This window comes from Streptomyces nitrosporeus (assembly GCF_008704555.1).
GTDB classification, from domain to species: Bacteria; Actinomycetota; Actinomycetes; order Streptomycetales; family Streptomycetaceae; genus Streptomyces; species Streptomyces nitrosporeus.
Genome location: NZ_CP023702.1, coordinates 2,981,469 through 2,996,920 on the forward strand (window position 1 = coordinate 2,981,469; position 15,452 = coordinate 2,996,920).

General features: G+C 74.2%; 8 protein-coding genes. 1 reads left to right on the top strand and 7 read right to left on the bottom strand.

Features of this window, described 5'->3' with window-relative positions; translation table 11 throughout:
- Positions 1-44 precede the first annotated feature (44 nt).
- A complete protein-coding gene (locus CP967_RS12915; RefSeq protein WP_150488137.1) occupies positions 45-1,313 on the bottom strand; it encodes a hypothetical protein in 1,269 nt (422 codons plus the stop codon).
- A gap of 260 nt (positions 1,314-1,573) precedes the next feature.
- Positions 1,574-3,166, bottom strand: a complete 1,593-nt coding sequence (guaA, locus tag CP967_RS12920) for a glutamine-hydrolyzing GMP synthase (protein ID WP_150488138.1) — start codon at positions 3,164-3,166, stop codon at positions 1,574-1,576.
- A 310-nt stretch (positions 3,167-3,476) separates the two neighbouring features.
- Here guaA and CP967_RS12925 point away from each other — a divergent pair, with 310 nt between their 5' ends.
- The gene (locus CP967_RS12925; RefSeq protein WP_150488139.1) at positions 3,477-3,854 is read left to right on the top strand and encodes a chorismate mutase; all 378 of its coding nucleotides are present in this window, start codon (positions 3,477-3,479) and stop codon (positions 3,852-3,854) included.
- Positions 3,855-4,281: 427 nt separating this feature from the next.
- Here CP967_RS12925 and CP967_RS12930 read toward each other — a convergent pair whose 3' ends face one another.
- The 5 genes from CP967_RS12930 to CP967_RS12950 form a co-directional block, all read right to left on the bottom strand.
- Positions 4,282-6,015 carry a peptidase gene (locus CP967_RS12930; RefSeq protein WP_150488140.1) on the bottom strand — a complete coding sequence of 578 codons (1,734 nt, stop codon included), beginning with the start codon at positions 6,013-6,015 and terminating at the stop codon, positions 4,282-4,284.
- Positions 6,016-6,236: 221 nt separating this feature from the next.
- The gene (locus CP967_RS12935) at positions 6,237-8,111 is read right to left on the bottom strand and encodes a GMC oxidoreductase (protein ID WP_150488141.1); all 1,875 of its coding nucleotides are present in this window, start codon (positions 8,109-8,111) and stop codon (positions 6,237-6,239) included.
- Positions 8,112-8,188: 77 nt separating this feature from the next.
- Positions 8,189-9,817, bottom strand: a complete 1,629-nt coding sequence (locus CP967_RS12940) for a succinic semialdehyde dehydrogenase (protein WP_150488142.1) — start codon at positions 9,815-9,817, stop codon at positions 8,189-8,191.
- Positions 9,818-9,964: 147 nt separating this feature from the next.
- On the bottom strand, positions 9,965-11,716 hold the full coding sequence (locus CP967_RS12945) for a serine/threonine-protein kinase (RefSeq protein ID WP_150488143.1): 1,752 nt from the start codon (positions 11,714-11,716) through the stop codon (positions 9,965-9,967).
- Between the two features lie 143 nt (positions 11,717-11,859).
- Positions 11,860-15,411 carry a protein kinase gene (locus CP967_RS12950; protein ID WP_150488144.1) on the bottom strand — a complete coding sequence of 1,184 codons (3,552 nt, stop codon included), beginning with the start codon at positions 15,409-15,411 and terminating at the stop codon, positions 11,860-11,862.
- Between the last annotated feature and the right edge of the window lie 41 nt (positions 15,412-15,452).

Below are 15,452 nucleotides of genomic sequence, written 5' to 3' on the forward strand. Positions count from 1 at the left end.
GCGGCTCGGCCCACCAGGTGTGCGGTTCGGTCCGTGTGCGCGGCTCAGTCCGTGACGTCGATCGAGCGGGGCTCGGTCTCCACCCCCGCCGCGGTGATCACCTGGACGTCCACCGTGCCCGGTTCGACCTCGACGGGGACGGGGACGGTGAGGACCGTGTCGGAGGGATTGGCGAAGCCGCCGGTGACCGGGATCAGCGGCACATGGACGTGCACCCGGCCGATCCGGACGACGACCTCGGCCAGCCGGTCCGGCGTCCCCGCGCCGGGCGGGACGAAACCGGCACCGCGGATCTCGATGTCGTCGCCGGTGCGGATCGGGGCGTCCAGGTCCCCGGCCTCCCGGGTCCGGACGACGGAGAGGACCACCGGACGGCCGCCCTCCGTGTACTTCCCCGCGAAGTACGTCGCCGCGGACACCGCCACCAGGAGCGCCAGACCCCACGGCAGGTCCGGCAGCTGCTCCGGGCGGCGGGCCAGCCGGACCGCGGCGAACAGCACGGCGACGGTGGAGACCAGCACGTACTGCACATCGGTGAAGCTGCCGCGCCCGGAGTCGTCGGTGAACAGGTCGGCGGCGCGCGGCCGGACGGCCCGCAGCTTCTGCAGCCGCCGCCCCAGCACCCGTACGGCCACCACCCGGCGTACGACGACGGCGACCGCGCACACCAGGGCGAGGACCGTGAGCACACCGGCCGACCGGACCAGGTCCAGCCCCTCGATCAGGGCGTCCCGGTCCGCGTGGCCGGAGGCACCGGCCAGCTGCAGGGCGAGGACGAGTACGGCGAAGACGGCGAGCAGCACCCAGGATGCGGCGACCGTACGCGAGGTGGAGAGCCGGTTGTCCTCGCCGATCAGCGGGGCGAGGATCCCCCCGCGGGCCCGGTGGACATGGGCGGCGGCGCTGAGCAGGCCCGCCGTGACCAGGCCGGCGGCCAGCCCCGCCGTGCGGGCGGTGGACCAGCCGGCGCCGACGGCGGTGAGCGCCTCGCCGACGGCCAGCAGCGCGAGGCCGCCCCACACGGCGATCAGGGTGCGCCGGCGGACGGTGTGCAGCCAGGCGTCACCGGCCTCACGGCCGCGTTCGGCGACGGTACGGGCCGACTCGGTCAGCTCGTCGGACACCCACTGCCGGGAGGCCGACACGGACCGGGCGACCTGGGCGGGCAGCCCCTTGCCGGCCGCGAGTTCGTCCCGGCGGGCGAGGAAGGCCGCGACGGCCCGCCGATGTCCCGCACGCGCTCCGTGCGGGCAGTCGCCGCATGTACAGCCCCCGGCGTGCGGGCTGTTCACCCTCGCCTCGTCCAACGCCACGGAGAACGCCGCCCTTTCCCACCCCGCACAAACAACTCACTTGTTATTGCTGCGAATTGTGCCGTACGTGGCGGGCCCCGGCAGCACCGGGGCGGCCACCGGGAACCCCCTGTACACATGTGCGATTGCCGGGTGGTGAGGCGGACGAGGCCGGGCGTCCCCTGGGGGACTTCCGCTGCGGCCCAACGGATACGGCACTGCCGCCGCTCGGACGGATGAGCGACGGCAGTGGCACCGGCCTCAGCGGGCCGGACGGGAGATCACTCCCACTCGATGGTCCCCGGCGGCTTGCTCGTCACGTCGAGCACCACACGGTTGACGTCGGCGACCTCGTTGGTGATACGGGTCGAGATCTTCGCCAGCGTCTCGTACGGCAGGCGCGACCAGTCGGCCGTCATCGCGTCCTCGGAGGAGACCGGGCGCAGCACGATCGGGTGGCCGTAGGTCCGGCCGTCGCCCTGGACGCCGACGCTGCGGACGTCGGCGAGCAGGACCACCGGGCACTGCCAGATGTCGCGGTCCAGACCGGCCGCGGTCAGCTCCTCGCGGGCGATGGCGTCGGCCTCACGGAGCAGGTCGAGCCGCTCCTTGGTGACCTCGCCGACGATACGGATACCGAGGCCGGGGCCGGGGAACGGCTGGCGCTGGACGATCTCCTCCGGGAGGCCGAGCTCCTGGCCGACCATCCGGACCTCGTCCTTGAACAGCTGGCGCAGCGGCTCGACGAGCTGGAACTCGATGTCCTCGGGGAGGCCGCCCACGTTGTGGTGGGACTTGATGTTGGCGGTGCCGGTGCCGCCGCCGGACTCCACCACGTCGGGGTAGAGGGTGCCCTGGACGAGGAAGGCGACGTCCTCGCCCTCCGCCGCCTCGGCGACGATCTCCGCCTGGGCCTGCTCGAAGACCCGGATGAACTCCCGGCCGATGATCTTCCGCTTCTGCTCCGGGTCGGAGACCCCGGCGAGCGCGTCGAGGAAGCGCTTCTCGGCGTCGACGACCTTGAGCTTGACCCCCGTGGCGGCCACGAAGTCCTTCTCGACCTGCTCGGTCTCGCCCTTGCGCATCAGACCGTGGTCGACGTAGACGCAGGTGAGCTGGGAGCCGATGGCCTTCTGCACGAGGGCCGCGGCGACCGCGGAGTCCACACCGCCGGAGAGACCGCAGATGGCGCGCTTGGTGCCGACCTGCTCGCGGATCAGGGCGACCTGCTCCTCCACGACGTTGGTCGTGGTCCAGGTCGGCTCGATGCCGGCACCGCGGTAGAGGAAGTGCTCCAGGACCTGCTGGCCGTGGGTCGAGTGCATGACCTCCGGGTGGTACTGGACGCCGTACAGCTTCTTCTCGTCGTTCTCGAAGGCGGCGACCGGCACGACGTCCGTGGACGCGGTGACGGTGAAGCCCTCCGGGGCGGCGGAGCAGGCGTCGCCGTGCGACATCCACACCGACTGCTCGGTGGGCGTGCCCTCGAAGAGGGTGGAGCCGGCCTTGGAGACGGTGAGCGGGGTGCGGCCGTACTCGCGGGCACCGTTGTCGTCGACGGTGCCGCCGAGCGTGGTGGCCATCAGCTGGAAGCCGTAGCACATGCCGAAGACCGGGACGCCGGCCTCGAACAGGGAACGGTCGAGGCTGGGCGCGCCCTCCGCGTAGACCGAGGACGGGCCGCCGGAGAGGATGATCGCCCGCGGGTTCTTCGCCAGCATCTCGGCCACCGGCATGGTGGACGGCACGATCTCGCTGTAGACCCGCGCCTCACGGACACGGCGGGCGATGAGCTGGGCGTACTGCGCGCCGAAGTCGACTACGAGAACCACGTCGGTGGTGCTGTCGGGGGCGGCGGGGGGTGCTGCTGGCACGGGAGCGGCCTTCCGGCGGTGGAGAGGGGTGTGTACTTCCGATTCTACCGGCCTCACGGATTTCCCCGGCCGGACGCCCGTCTCACCATCCGGGCCCCGCGTGGACCCGGCGCCGCAAGGGGGCCATACTTGCCGCCATGCGTCAGCACACGACCTTCGTCTTTACCTATGGCACCCGGCCCGCCGGCTGCCATGGTCGTGCTGCTTGAGCAACTGACGAGCAACTTTCCAAGGCGCCCCGGGCCACTGGCCCGGGGCGCCTCGGCGTGACGGGACCGTGGTCCGGGGCCCCGACCACCGGGAGTCACCGATGACCAGCACCGCCGCCACCGCCACCGCCGTGAAGACCGGCGCCTCGAAGGCCGCCGCCGTGGAGTCCGCCACCACCGTGAAGACCGCCGCGGCGAAGTCCGCCGCCGAGTGGACCGGCGCGCGCACCGACGAGGCCGTCTCGCTGATCGGGGACGCCAGGGGCCGTATCGACGCCCTGGACGACCGGATCATCGGCCTGGTCCAGGAACGCATGGCCGTCTCCGCCGTCATCCAGGAGGCGAGGATCACCTCCGGCGGGCGCCGGGTGAACCTCGCCCGCGAGATGGAGGTCCTCGGCCACTACAGCGACGCCCTGGGCAAGCCCGGCACCGCGCTCGCCATGACCCTGCTGGAGCTCTGCCGCGGCCGGGTGTGACGGGCGGGGAACCGGCTCCGGGGCGTCCGCCCGGGCCGGCGGGACGAGCGCGCCCCGGACCGGAGGCTGTACGGGCGCCCCGCGGACCGGAGGCTGTACGGGCGCCCCGCGGACCGGAGGCTGTACGGCCCGCACCCGCGTTCGGGCCCGGTCTCACCCGTACGGCGCGTGACCCGCCCTCCACCGCTTCGTTGGTCCGGGTGTCCGTGTCAGCCAGGTGCGGCAGCGAGAGGGAACCACGCGTGGCTCCGCCGGGACGTGTGACGTACCGCAGGTACGTCGTGGGACCGCGTTCCGGCGCGTGTGACCGGTCGGCAGGGGACAGCAGCCCGGTCACGCATGTGCGGCCGGCCCCGGGGACGCCCGGGACCGGCCGCCCTCGAACCCGTACGGGCCCGGGGCCGCGTGCCGGTGCGAGGGTCCCGGGTCAGCCGAGCCGGGCGCGGCGCCGGGTGACCGCGTAGAGCACTCCGCCCGCGGCCAGGGCGACGGCCGCCGCCCCTGAGGCCATCAGCGCGGTGGAGCCGGTGGAGGCCAGGCCGCCGCCGGAGGAGCCGGATCCGGCCGTGCCGGTGGAGCCCGACGTGGACGTGCCGCCCTCGCCCGGGGAGCCGCTCGGTGTGCCGCTGGTGGAACCGCTCGTGGAACCGCCGGTGGAGCCCTCGGCTGATCCGCCGTCCCCGTCGCCACCGGAGGCCGACCCGGCGCCCTGGTCGTCACCGTTCAGCACGAGGTACGCGGTGTTGTTGGCCGGCTCGGGGTCGAAGGCCAGCTCGGGGTCCATGACCCAGCCGCTGCCGATGGTGACCTTGCCCTTGGCGTTCGCGATCTCCTCGGTGATCTTCAGCTCGAACGGCAGGGAGACCTCCGCCTTGTCGTTCACGGTCATGGAGGAGGGGCAGAGGTAGCGGGGCGCGCCGAGCTGCTCCTCGCGGTACTTGCCCTCGGCGGTCACGCCCCGGCAGTTCTCCGGCTTGCCGGTGACCTGGGCGCCCTCGGGGACGGTGAAGTCGAGTCCGGCCACGCTCTCCCCGGAGCGGATGTGGCCGACCCAGGCCGGGCCGTCGTTGCGGTAGCCCAGCTTCGCGGTGACGGTGTCGCCGGCCTTGCCCTCGGCACGGTCGCCGGTCGCGGCGAAGTCCGCGGTGTTCTCCGTCCGGAAGTCGACCTCCTGCTGGTTGTTCCAGGGGTCGAGGTCCGCGCCCCGGGCGGAGGCGGTGGCCTTCTTCAGGGTCAGCTGGGGGCCGGTACCGCGGGTGAAGGCGGCGCCGCCCCGCTGCGCGGAGCGCTCGGCGGGGCTGTCCTCGTTGATGCGGTAGACGAAGGAGTCGATGAGCGCGCGCTCGGTGGCCTCGACGGAGAGCGGTACGCCCAGGGTGTAGGTGGCGCCCGGCTCGTAGGTGCCCTCGACGGCGCAGAGCGCGGTGGCCCAGGCGTAGTCCTGGAACGGGGGCTCGCCCGTGTTCTCGAGGTACTCGCAGTTGGAGTAGCGCTCGGGGATGTCCAGGCCGCGTGAGTAGTGCAGGGTGAGCAGGACGCCGTCGGCGGCGGTGGTGCCCTGGTTGGAGAAGGTGATCGGGGCGGGCTGCGCGTCGCCGGGCTTCAGCTCCGTCTTGAAGGGCAGCGGCTTCATGACCAGGTCGGGGCCGCCGACGGTGACCTTCGTGGTGAACGGGGTGAAGGCGGCGCCTTCCGCGGATCCGGTCACCTCGATGGTGCCGGTGGCGCCTTCCTTGCTGCCCTTCGCGGCGGAGAGGCCGAATTCGGCGGCGGTGCTGAGGCCGGGCCAGATGCCGTAGTCGTGGCAGACGGCCGTGGTGCCCGTGATCTCGCAGTCGGTGGCGGTGTCCTCCGCCGGGGAGAGGACCGCGACGCCCTGGATCCCGCTCAGGTCGAGGGTGTAGGTCACCTCGCCCTGGAAGGTGCCGTTCTCCTCGTCGGTGCTCGGGTTGTGGACGGTGAAGGAGAGGGCGTTCTTCTGCGGGGAACCGCTCTCCGGGTAGGGGTGCAGCGCGGTGTCCGCGCTTCCGCCCAGGGTGAAGACGGGGTCGGCCGCGTATGCCGGTGCGCCCACGGCGAGGGAGCCCGCCGCCAGCAGTCCGGCGGCGGCGAAGCTCCCGGCGGTACGGCGCAGCGCGGTTCTCGGGGAAATGCGTGTCATCGCGAACCTCTGTGGATCGACAGGTGCTGTGTGACGGCTGTGACTGCGACGAGGCAGTACGGGTTCGACCACACAGCGGCCCGAACAGTTGCGCGATGCAAGATCACGGATTGAGCACAGTGCCGCCCCGCCGGCCCGGGCCGGCGGGGCGGCCCGCGGGAGGAACGGGGCGGCTCAGGGAAGGGGCAAGGGCGGCCCACGGGAGAAGGCGGCCGGTCGCCTCAGCTGTCGGCGGCGCCGACCACGTCGCCCCTTGCGGGTCCGGTCCTCTCGGCGGTGGCGGCCTTCGGCGGTACGGCGGGCATCCCCAGGAACGGCAGTTTCAGCGCCCCGAACGCCTTCTCCGGTACCGCGGGTGCCTGCGGTTCGACGGCGGGCAGCCGTTCGTACGCCTCGCCCTGGGCCGGCCGGGGGTCCTCCTCGCCCTTGTTGGGCCAGAAGGACATCGCCCGCTCGGCCTGCGCGGTGATGGTCAGCGACGGGTTGACGCCGAGGTTGGCGGAGACGGCGGAACCGTCGACGACGGAGATGCCGGGGTGGCCGTACACCCGGTGGTAGGGGTCGATGACGCCTTCCCCGGGGTTCGCGCCGATCGGGCAGCCGCCGAGGAAGTGCGCGGTGAGCGGGGTGCCCATCAGCTCGCCTATGTTCGAGCCGGCGAAGCCGTTGATCTCCTCGGCGAGCAGGGTGGCGCCCAGGGTCGCCTCCGCTATCTGCGTCGGGTTGGGCGCACCGTGCCCCTGCCGCGCCGTGAGCAGCCCCTTGCCGATGCCCTTCGGCTTGCGGTACGCGGTCAGGGAGTTGTCCAGCGACTGCATGACGAGCCCGATGATGGTCCGCTCCGACCAGCGCAGGTTGGACAGCGAGCGGGCGGCGAGCCACGGGTGCCGGGCCACGTTGCCGAGCCAGGCCCGTACCCGGTGGGTGCTGTACGGGACCTGGAGGACCGTGAGGGCACCCATGGAGTTGGATCCCTTGCCGTAGCGCACCGGTTCGATGTGGGTGTTCTCGTCGGGGTGGACCGAGGAGGTGATGGCGACGCCCTTGGTGAAGTCGGCCTTGGCGGTGCCGTGCTTCCTGCGGTAGCGGCGGTCGCTGGTCTGCGCCCCCACCAGCCCCTCGGAGTTGGTCCGGGTCAGCTCGCCGAGCCGCGCCGAGAGGCGGGGCAGGTGTCCCTGGTCCTTCATGGTGTGCAGCAGGGTCTGGGTGCCGTAGGTGCCGGCCGCCACGACCACCTTCCGGGCACGCAGCACGGTGGGCCTCGCCCTGCGGCGGTGCGTGGGCACGGTCGACACCCGGTAGCCGCCGTCGGGGTGGTCGGTGACGCCGACGACGGTGGTCATCGGGCGGATGACGGCCCCGGCCTTCTGGGCCAGGTGGAGGTAGTTCTCGTTGAGGGTGTTCTTCGCGCCGTGGCGGCATCCGGTCATGCACTCGCCGCACTCGGTGCAGGCCCGGCGGGCGGGTCCCGCGCCGCCGAAGTACGGGTCGGCGACCTCCGTCCCCGGCTTCGCCCGCGCGGTGCCCTCGGCGTCCTGGCCGTCGCCGAAGAAGACGCCGACCGGGGCGAAGTGGAAGGTGTCGCCGACGCCCATGGCCTCGGCGGCCGCCTTGAGGTGGACGTCGGCGGGGGTCATGGTCGGGTTGAGCCGGACGCCGAGCATCCGCTTCGCCTGGTCGTAGTAGGGGGCCAGCTCGTCCTGCCAGTCGGTGATCGACGCCCACTGCCGGTCCTCGAAGAAGGCCGCGGGGGGCACGTACAGCGTGTTGGCGTAGTTGAGGGAGCCGCCGCCGACGCCCGCGCCGGCCAGCACCATGACCTTGCCGAGCAGATGGACCCGCTGGATCCCGAAGAGGCCCAGCGCCGGTGCCCACAGGTAGTTCTTGATGTCCCAGGAGTTCTTCGGGAGGGTCTCGCGGGTGAAGCGGCGGCCCGCCTCCAGGACCCCGACCCGGTACCCCTTCTCGCTGAGCCGGAGGGCCGAGACCGCCCCGCCGAAGCCCGAGCCGACGACGAGCACGTCGTAGTCGTACGCCGCGTCGTCCGCCGCGGTGACCGGTGCGGCCTGTTTCTGGGCAGGGCTGTCCTGGGACATGGCTCTCCTCGGTACGGGAAGGACGGAAGGAAGCGGAGGGGGACGGGCGGAAGGCGCGGGGCGGGGGCCCCGTGCGCTCAGCGGAGCCGGAAGGCCTTCATCGCCTTGAGGCTGCGGCTCATGAAGGCCGCGTACTTCTCGTCGTCCATCCCGAACGCCGGGGCGAGCGGGATCAGCCGCTGCTGGGCGACGGTCTGGGCCTCGGTGTACTTGAGGATGCCCTCGGAACCGTGCCGGCGTCCGAGACCGGAGTCCTTCATCCCGCCCATCGGGGACTGGACGCTGCCGTACGCGGGTGCGTACCCCTCGTTGATGTTGACGGTGCCGGCCCGCAGCCGGGCCGCGATCCGGTGGCCGCGCCGGGAGTCCCTGGTCCAGACGCTGGCGTTGAGGCCGTACGGGGTGGCGTTGGCGAGGGCGACCGCCTCGTCCTCGTCGGTGAAGCGGTAGAGGGAGACGACGGGCCCGAAGGTCTCCTGGGTGCAGACGGCCATCGGTTCCTGGACGTGGTCGAGGATCGTCGGCTCGTAGAAGAGCGGGCCGATGTCGGGGCGGGCGACTCCGCCGGCGACCAGGGTGGCGCCCTTCTCGACGGCCTCGGCGACATGACGGCTGACGGTCTCCAGCTGCCGCTCGCCGACCAGGGAGCCCATGTCGGCGCCGTAGGCGAGGGAGCTGCCGAGGCGCATCGCCCTGGTGCGCGCGGCGAAGCGCTCCACGAAGGCGTCCGCGACGGACTCGTGGACGTAGAGCCGCTCGATGGAGATGCAGAGCTGCCCGGCGGAGGAGAAGCAGGCCCGGACGGCGCCCGCGGCGGCCTTCTCCACGTCGGCGTCGGCCAGGACCAGCATCGGGTTCTTGCCGCCGAGCTCCAGCGAGACGCCGACCAGGCGGGCGGCGGCGCGCTGGGCGACGTCACGGCCGGTACGGGTGGAGCCGGTGAAGGAGACGTAGTCGGCGCGGGCGACGACCTCGGGGCCGACGACGGGGCCCTCACCGAGCACCACCTGGAACACCTCGGCGGGCAGCCCGGCCTCGATCAGCAGGTCACGGGCCCAGAGCGCGGTCAGCGCGGTCTCCGTGTCGGGCTTCATCACGACGGCGTTGCCGGAGACGAAGGCGGGCAGCGCGTCGCCGACGGAGAGCTCCAGCGGGTAGTTCCAGGGGGCGATCTGGCCGACGACCCCGCGCGGCTGGCGCAGTTCGGTGACCTTGGTGAGGGCCGGTACGACACCGGTGTGCCGCTTGGGCTTCAGGTAGGCGGCGGCCCGCCGCCCGTAGTGCCGGGCGGCGACCGCGACGGCCTGCACCTCCTCGTGGGCGTGCAGCCGGGCCTTGCCGGTCTCCAGCTGGATGAGGTCGAGGACCTCGGACTGGCGGCTCAGGACCAGGTCGTGGAAGCGGAGCAGCACCGCGGCCCTGGCCCGGACGGGGGTGGCGGCCCAGACGGGCTGGGCGGCGCGGGCGCGCTCGAAGGCGGTCTCGACGTCCTCGGGCGTGGACTCGGGGAGGTCCGCCAGCTTCTGCCCGGTGAACGGCGAGTGGTTGGCCGTACGCCCCGACCCGACGACTCCGCGGACCAGCCGGGCGACCACCTCGGGGGTGACCACATCGGCGGCGGTCCGTACGCCGGCCGGGGTGGGGGCCACCGGGTTGGTACCGGTGCCGGAGGCTGCGGGGGCGGTGGGGGCCTGCGAGTCCGTCATGAGGCCGAGAGTATGCCGCGCCGCCCGCTTTGGGTACCCGTCGGTAACAGCTTTTCACACTCCCTCCGGCCGACCCCGGCCGCACCCGCCAACCCGGCCAGTGATCACTGGCGACATAACCGCTGATCAGGGGCGTTGCGCCCGGCGTCAGTCGCTGGTCGTCGGCGGGCGCCAGCTGCGCAGCATGGTTTCGAAGAGCTGCCGGCTCTCCGCCCAGTCCTCTTCGGGACCCGTCATGTAGAGGGCGTACTCCGGCCCGCCCGGCTCCCCGAAGTACATCTGGTCGATGCCGTGGCGGGGCCCCGGGTGGTCCTTGGACTCGACCCAGGTGAACTCCCAGAGCGAGCCGGGGCGGTCGCGGAAGACGTTCGAGTGCAGGGTCAGCCGGTCGTAGCCGGGCAGCCGCTTCTCCAGGTCCTTCTCGATGCTCAGCATGTGCGTGTACGGGTTGTCGAAGTCGGGTGCCGGGTCGACGCTGATCCGGATCCGGTGCGCCCCGTTGTCCGGGGTGTAGTCGATCTGGCCGCCGTCGGTCTGCCGCGTCCACCCCCGGGGCACGGCGAGGCTGAAGCCCCCCGGGTCCTGGACACGTATCCAGCCGTCGGGGACCTCCCCGGCGGCGGCCCGTCCCGCCGCCGGGGAGCCGCCGGCCGAGGGCGTCGCGGCCGGCCGGGACGGGGCCGGCGTGTCCGGTGCCGTGGCACTCCGGTCCTGCCCGTCGGCGGCGGCCCGGTCCCCTTCCTTGATCAGGAACAGCCCCGCGGCCCCGCCCACCAGTGCCGCGACCACGAGGACCAGAACCGCCGTACGCCTGCGGCCCCTGCTCCGCCGGGGGGCGGCGGCCGGTGCGGTGTGACCGGGCGGCGGACCGTAGACGGGCTCCCGGCCTGAGGGAGGACTGTAGACGGGGTCCCTGCCGGAGGGAAGGCCGTAGACGGGCTCCCGGCCGGACGGCGGGGTCTGCAGCGGGAGCCGGGTGGTCGCCCCGTCCGGGGCCGACGCCTCGTGCAGTTCGTCACCGGAGAACCGCTGGGTCGGGACGTGCGCCTGCGCCGCCCGGGGCTCCCGGCCCTCCATGGCGTCCAGCAGCATCCGTTCCGCCTCCGCGGCAGACGGCCGCTCGGCCGGGTCCTTGCGCAGCAGGGCCGTGATCACCGGGGCGAGGACGCCTCCCCGCTCCGGGTACGGCGCCTCCTCGCCGACGACGGCCTGCATGGTGGAGATCGGTGAGGTGCGGCGGAACGGGGAGCGCCCCTCCACCGCCGTGTAGAGAGTCGCCCCGAGCGACCAGAGGTCGGACGCCGGCCCCGGGTCGCCGCCGCGCACCCGCTCGGGGGCCAGGTAGTCGATGGAGCCCACCAGTTCACCGGTCCTGGTGATGGTGGAGTCGCCCTCGATCGCGGCGATCCCGAAGTCGGTCAGCAGGACCGTCCCGTCCTTGGCGAGCAGGACGTTGCCGGGCTTCACATCACGGTGCAGCACCCCCGCGCCGTGCGCGGCGCGCAGGGCGCCGAGCACATGGAGGCCGATCCTGGCGGCCTCGCGCGGACCTGTCTCGCCGCCCTCCTTCGTCGCGTCGGCGAGCGAGGGCCCGTCGACGTACTGCATGACGATCCAGGGCCGCTGGTCGTGGTCGATGACGTCATGGACGGTGACGACCCCGGGGTGGGTGATCCGGGCGGCGGCCCGCGCCTCCTTCTGCGTACGGGCGTGCAGCACGGCACGGTCCGCCTCGGTGGCGTACAGCCCGGCGGTCAGTTCCTTGACGGCGACGGTGCGGCCGAGCACCTCGTCGTGGGCGCGCCACACCTTGCCCATGCCGCCGCGCCCCAGGACGTCGCCGAGCCGGTACCGGCCCGCCAGTACGAGCCCCGATTCCGTACCCTGCGCCTGATCCACGTGTCCCCGCCCCGTCGCTCGAACTGACAGGTTACGGAGGGGAGGTGGTGGCGCGTAACCGCGCACCGCCCACGAGACCGCACTGTGATGCTTGTCGCGTGTACCGATGGCCCGTCATATGCCGGTCCGGTCAAGGGGACGGGTCAGGAACCCGCCCGGTAGCTGGCGACGGCCTGCTCGTAGATGTCGGACACCCGGTCGCGTTCGCTCTCGGGCCCGATGACCTGCACGACGTGGTACCGGCCGGAGACGATCAGGGCCAGGTTGCGGACGTACACCTCACGGCCTCCATCCTCCTGCCAGGTGAACTGCCCCTCGGCCATGGCCTGCCGGCCGACGTCGATGCGCCGCATCCCGGAGGAGGTGGCCCAGCTGGACTCCCGGAAGGGCGCGAGTTCGGGCTCGCCGCTGCGCTGGTAGTCCAGCGGGTCGGGTCCGTTGGCCTCGACGGTGTCCCGGCCGGGCACGACGAGCACGGTGAACCCGCCGCCGCTGTAACGGACCTGGCGCCGGTCGTTGGCGGGGGTGCGCCGGAATTCCTCCGGCACACCGATCTCGAAGCCCTCCGTGTCCTTGCGCAGTGCGTAACCGGAGGGGAGCGCGTCGGCGGACCCGCTGGTCTGCGGGCTGCGGGAACCGGTCGCGCCCTCCGGCGGGGCGGAGGCGCCGCCGGTGGGCGCCGCCCCGGCGTCCGCGCCGTCGGTGTCCTCATCCGCGGGTGCGGCGGGAGCGGAGGACCTGTCCGGTGAACCGGGGCCCGTGCCGGGGTCGCTGTCCGCCTTGGGCATGAACACCAGGGCGTACGCCACCGCGCCGGCCATCAGCAGCAGTATCAGCACGAGCAGCAGCCGGCCGAGCCGCCGCGGGGAGCCGCCGGGCTGCCGGGCGGGCGGCCTGCGCAGCTCCTTGGGGCCCTTCGGCTCGCGGGGAACGCGCGGCGGACTCTCGTATCCCGGCTCCGGTACCTCCTGCCGCGGTGCCGGCTCCTGCCCCGCTACCGCCACCGGCCGCTGCCGCCTGCCCTGGCGGTGCCGGCCGTGCGCCGCGCCGCGTCCCCGGCGTTTGCGGACCAGTTCGCCCCGGCGCCGTACGACGGGCAGCCGTGCGGTGTCCGCGGGCGGCAGGGGCACCACGTCGAGGCCCGCTTCCGGCTCGGGCGCCGAGCGTATGAGGGAGCGCAGCCAGCCGCGGAGCTCCTCGAAGTCCGGCCGCTCGGTGGGGTCCTGACGCAGCAGCGACTCGACGACGGGACGCAGCGGCCCGCACTCCTCCGCGAAGGCGGGCGGCTCGCCGCAGACCATCTGGACCAGCTCGGCGGCGTTCTCCTCCGGGTACGGGGCGTGGCCCTGGACCGCACGGTAGAGCAGGGCGCCGAGGGCCCACAGGTCGGTGGAGGGCCCGATCGGCGGGGCCAGCTGCCAGTTGTCGTGGACCGGGCCGGCCTGTTCGGGCGCCCAGCGCTCGGTGACCGCCCCGACGACCGCGATACGGGCCTGCCGGGCGCGTTCGGCGGCGAGCGGGGTGGCGGGCCCCCGGTAGGCGGGGGTGCCGGCGCCCGCCACGACCTCGTCCCAGCCCGCACGGGCGCCCACCGGCTGCGGGAGGCGTTCGTCGTGATCCCTGTCCCGGCCGGGGCCGAGGGCGGGGAGCCGGCCGTCCGCACGCGACGCGTCCCCGCCCGCTCCCGGGCTCCCGTTGCCGGGGGAACCGCCCGCGGGCACCGGGCGGCCGGACAGCGGGCCGTCGTCCCAGGTACCGGTCAGATGGACCCGCCGGCCGGGGGGCGGGCCGCCGGCCCCCGGGCCGCCCTCTCCCGGCCCCTCGTCGTCCTCGTCGTCACCCTCGTCGTCGTAGGGGTCCTCGTACAGCCCGTCGTACGGTCCCCGCCCGAGCTGCCCCCAGGCACCGGTCAGCCGCGGCCGGCCGGCGGGGCCCTCGGACTCCGCGGGACCTGCGGGTGTCTCAGGGCCTCCGGTTGCCTCAGGACCCGCGGGCGTCTCAGGGCCTGTGGGTGCCTCAGGACCCGCGGGCGTCTCAGGGCCTGCGGGTGCCTCAGAGTCTGCGGGTGCTTCGGGACCTGCGGGTGCTCCGGGCGAGGAAGCCGTGGTGCCCGGAGCGCCGGGGGTGGCTGGAACACCGGGGACGGCGGGGGCGGCGGACCCCGCGGCGGCTCCGTCTCCGTCCGGCGGCGGCCCGGCGGTCCCCCCGGACGCCGGTACCTCGCCGGACCTCCATGCCCCGCCGGACTGCCATACCCCGCCGGGCGCCGGGGGACCGCTGAGGGCCGGTGAGCCGCCCGTACCGGCGGATCCCCTGTCCTGCCGGGCCCTGTCGGCGTGAGGTCCGTGGTCCGTGCCGGAGCCGCCGCCCCCCTGGTGCTGCTGGTCGTCGTTGGCGCGGGCCGCGGCACGCGCGCCCGCCCGGTACGCGGCGATGGCCCCGGCCCGGGCCGCACGCAGCTGCGCGGCACTGCCCGCACCGGGCTCGGCCGGCGGCGCGGTGGGGGCTGCGGGGTCGGCGGGGACCGAGGGAGGGACCGCCCGGCCGGACACGGCCGCCTGCCCCGGGACCGGGGGGCGCCCGGGGTCGACGGGGCGCTCAGGGCCGGCGGGGCTAGCGGGGCCGGCCGGAAGACCGGGCACCGCAGGACCGGCAGGTCCGATGGGACCGGCAGGACCGGCAGGACCGATGGGACGGGCGGGGCGGGCGTACGGGGACGGGCCGGGCTGCCGGGCCGCGGCCGACGGCCGGGCGGGGTCCGAAGGACGTGCGGGGGCCGCCGGACCGGGCGGCCGGTGTCCGTCCGGCGGACCGCCTGGACGCGGCAGCGCTCCGGGGGCGGCCGGAACGCCCTGCCGGGCGGGGCGGGAGACGGGCTCCCGCCGGTCGGGCGCGGTGCCGCCGAACGGCCCCGGGCCCCCGGGCACAGGCGGCGCGGGCTCTATCTCCCGATGGCCCCGCGAGGCGGGCACCGCAGCGGGCTCCGCCGTCTCGTCCCCGTCCGGGGCGGGCTCGGGCCCGTCCTCCGGGTCCGAAGGCGGCCGATAGGGGCCGGTGGGACCCGACTCCACAGCGGGCGGCCCGTAGCCGCCGCCCTCCCCGTCGGGCTGGGGCACCGGCACATAGCCGCACAGCGCCTCCTCCGCGGCCCCGGCCGCGAGACCCGTCAGCACGACACGGCCGTCGTCGCAGACCAGCACCGTACGGACGGTGATGTTGCGGTGGGTCCACCCGTGCGCGTGCAGCACCCGCAGCGCGGTCAGGACGTCGGAGCCGATCTCGGCGGCCCGGTAGGGGTTGAGCGGCCGCTCCGCCAGCAGCGCGGCGAGCGGCCGGGCGGCGACCAGCTCGCTGACTATCCAGAGCGACCCGGCCTCGGCGAACACGTCGAAGACCTGGTCGAGGCGCGGATGGTCAGGCACCTGGGCGGCGGCCTGCGCGGCCTCGATCGCCCGGCGGACCGCCGGATCGGTGGGCCTGCGCACCGCCCGCCCGGTCGCGCGCCGGGCCGTGGGCGTCCCGTCGGCGTCGAGCACCTCCGCGTCCACGACCTCCGGCAACGGCACCTGCCGGACCAGGACTTCCTGCCCGCTGTAGGTGTCGAACGCGCGGGTCTCCGCGAGTTCGTACGCATCGGACGGGGGCAGCGGCAGGCGGTAGCGGTCGGCAAGAACCCGACCCGCGTAGTCGTCCACGAGGCCTCCCCAGAGCGCACGGCCCCCCTGGTCAAGGAGAC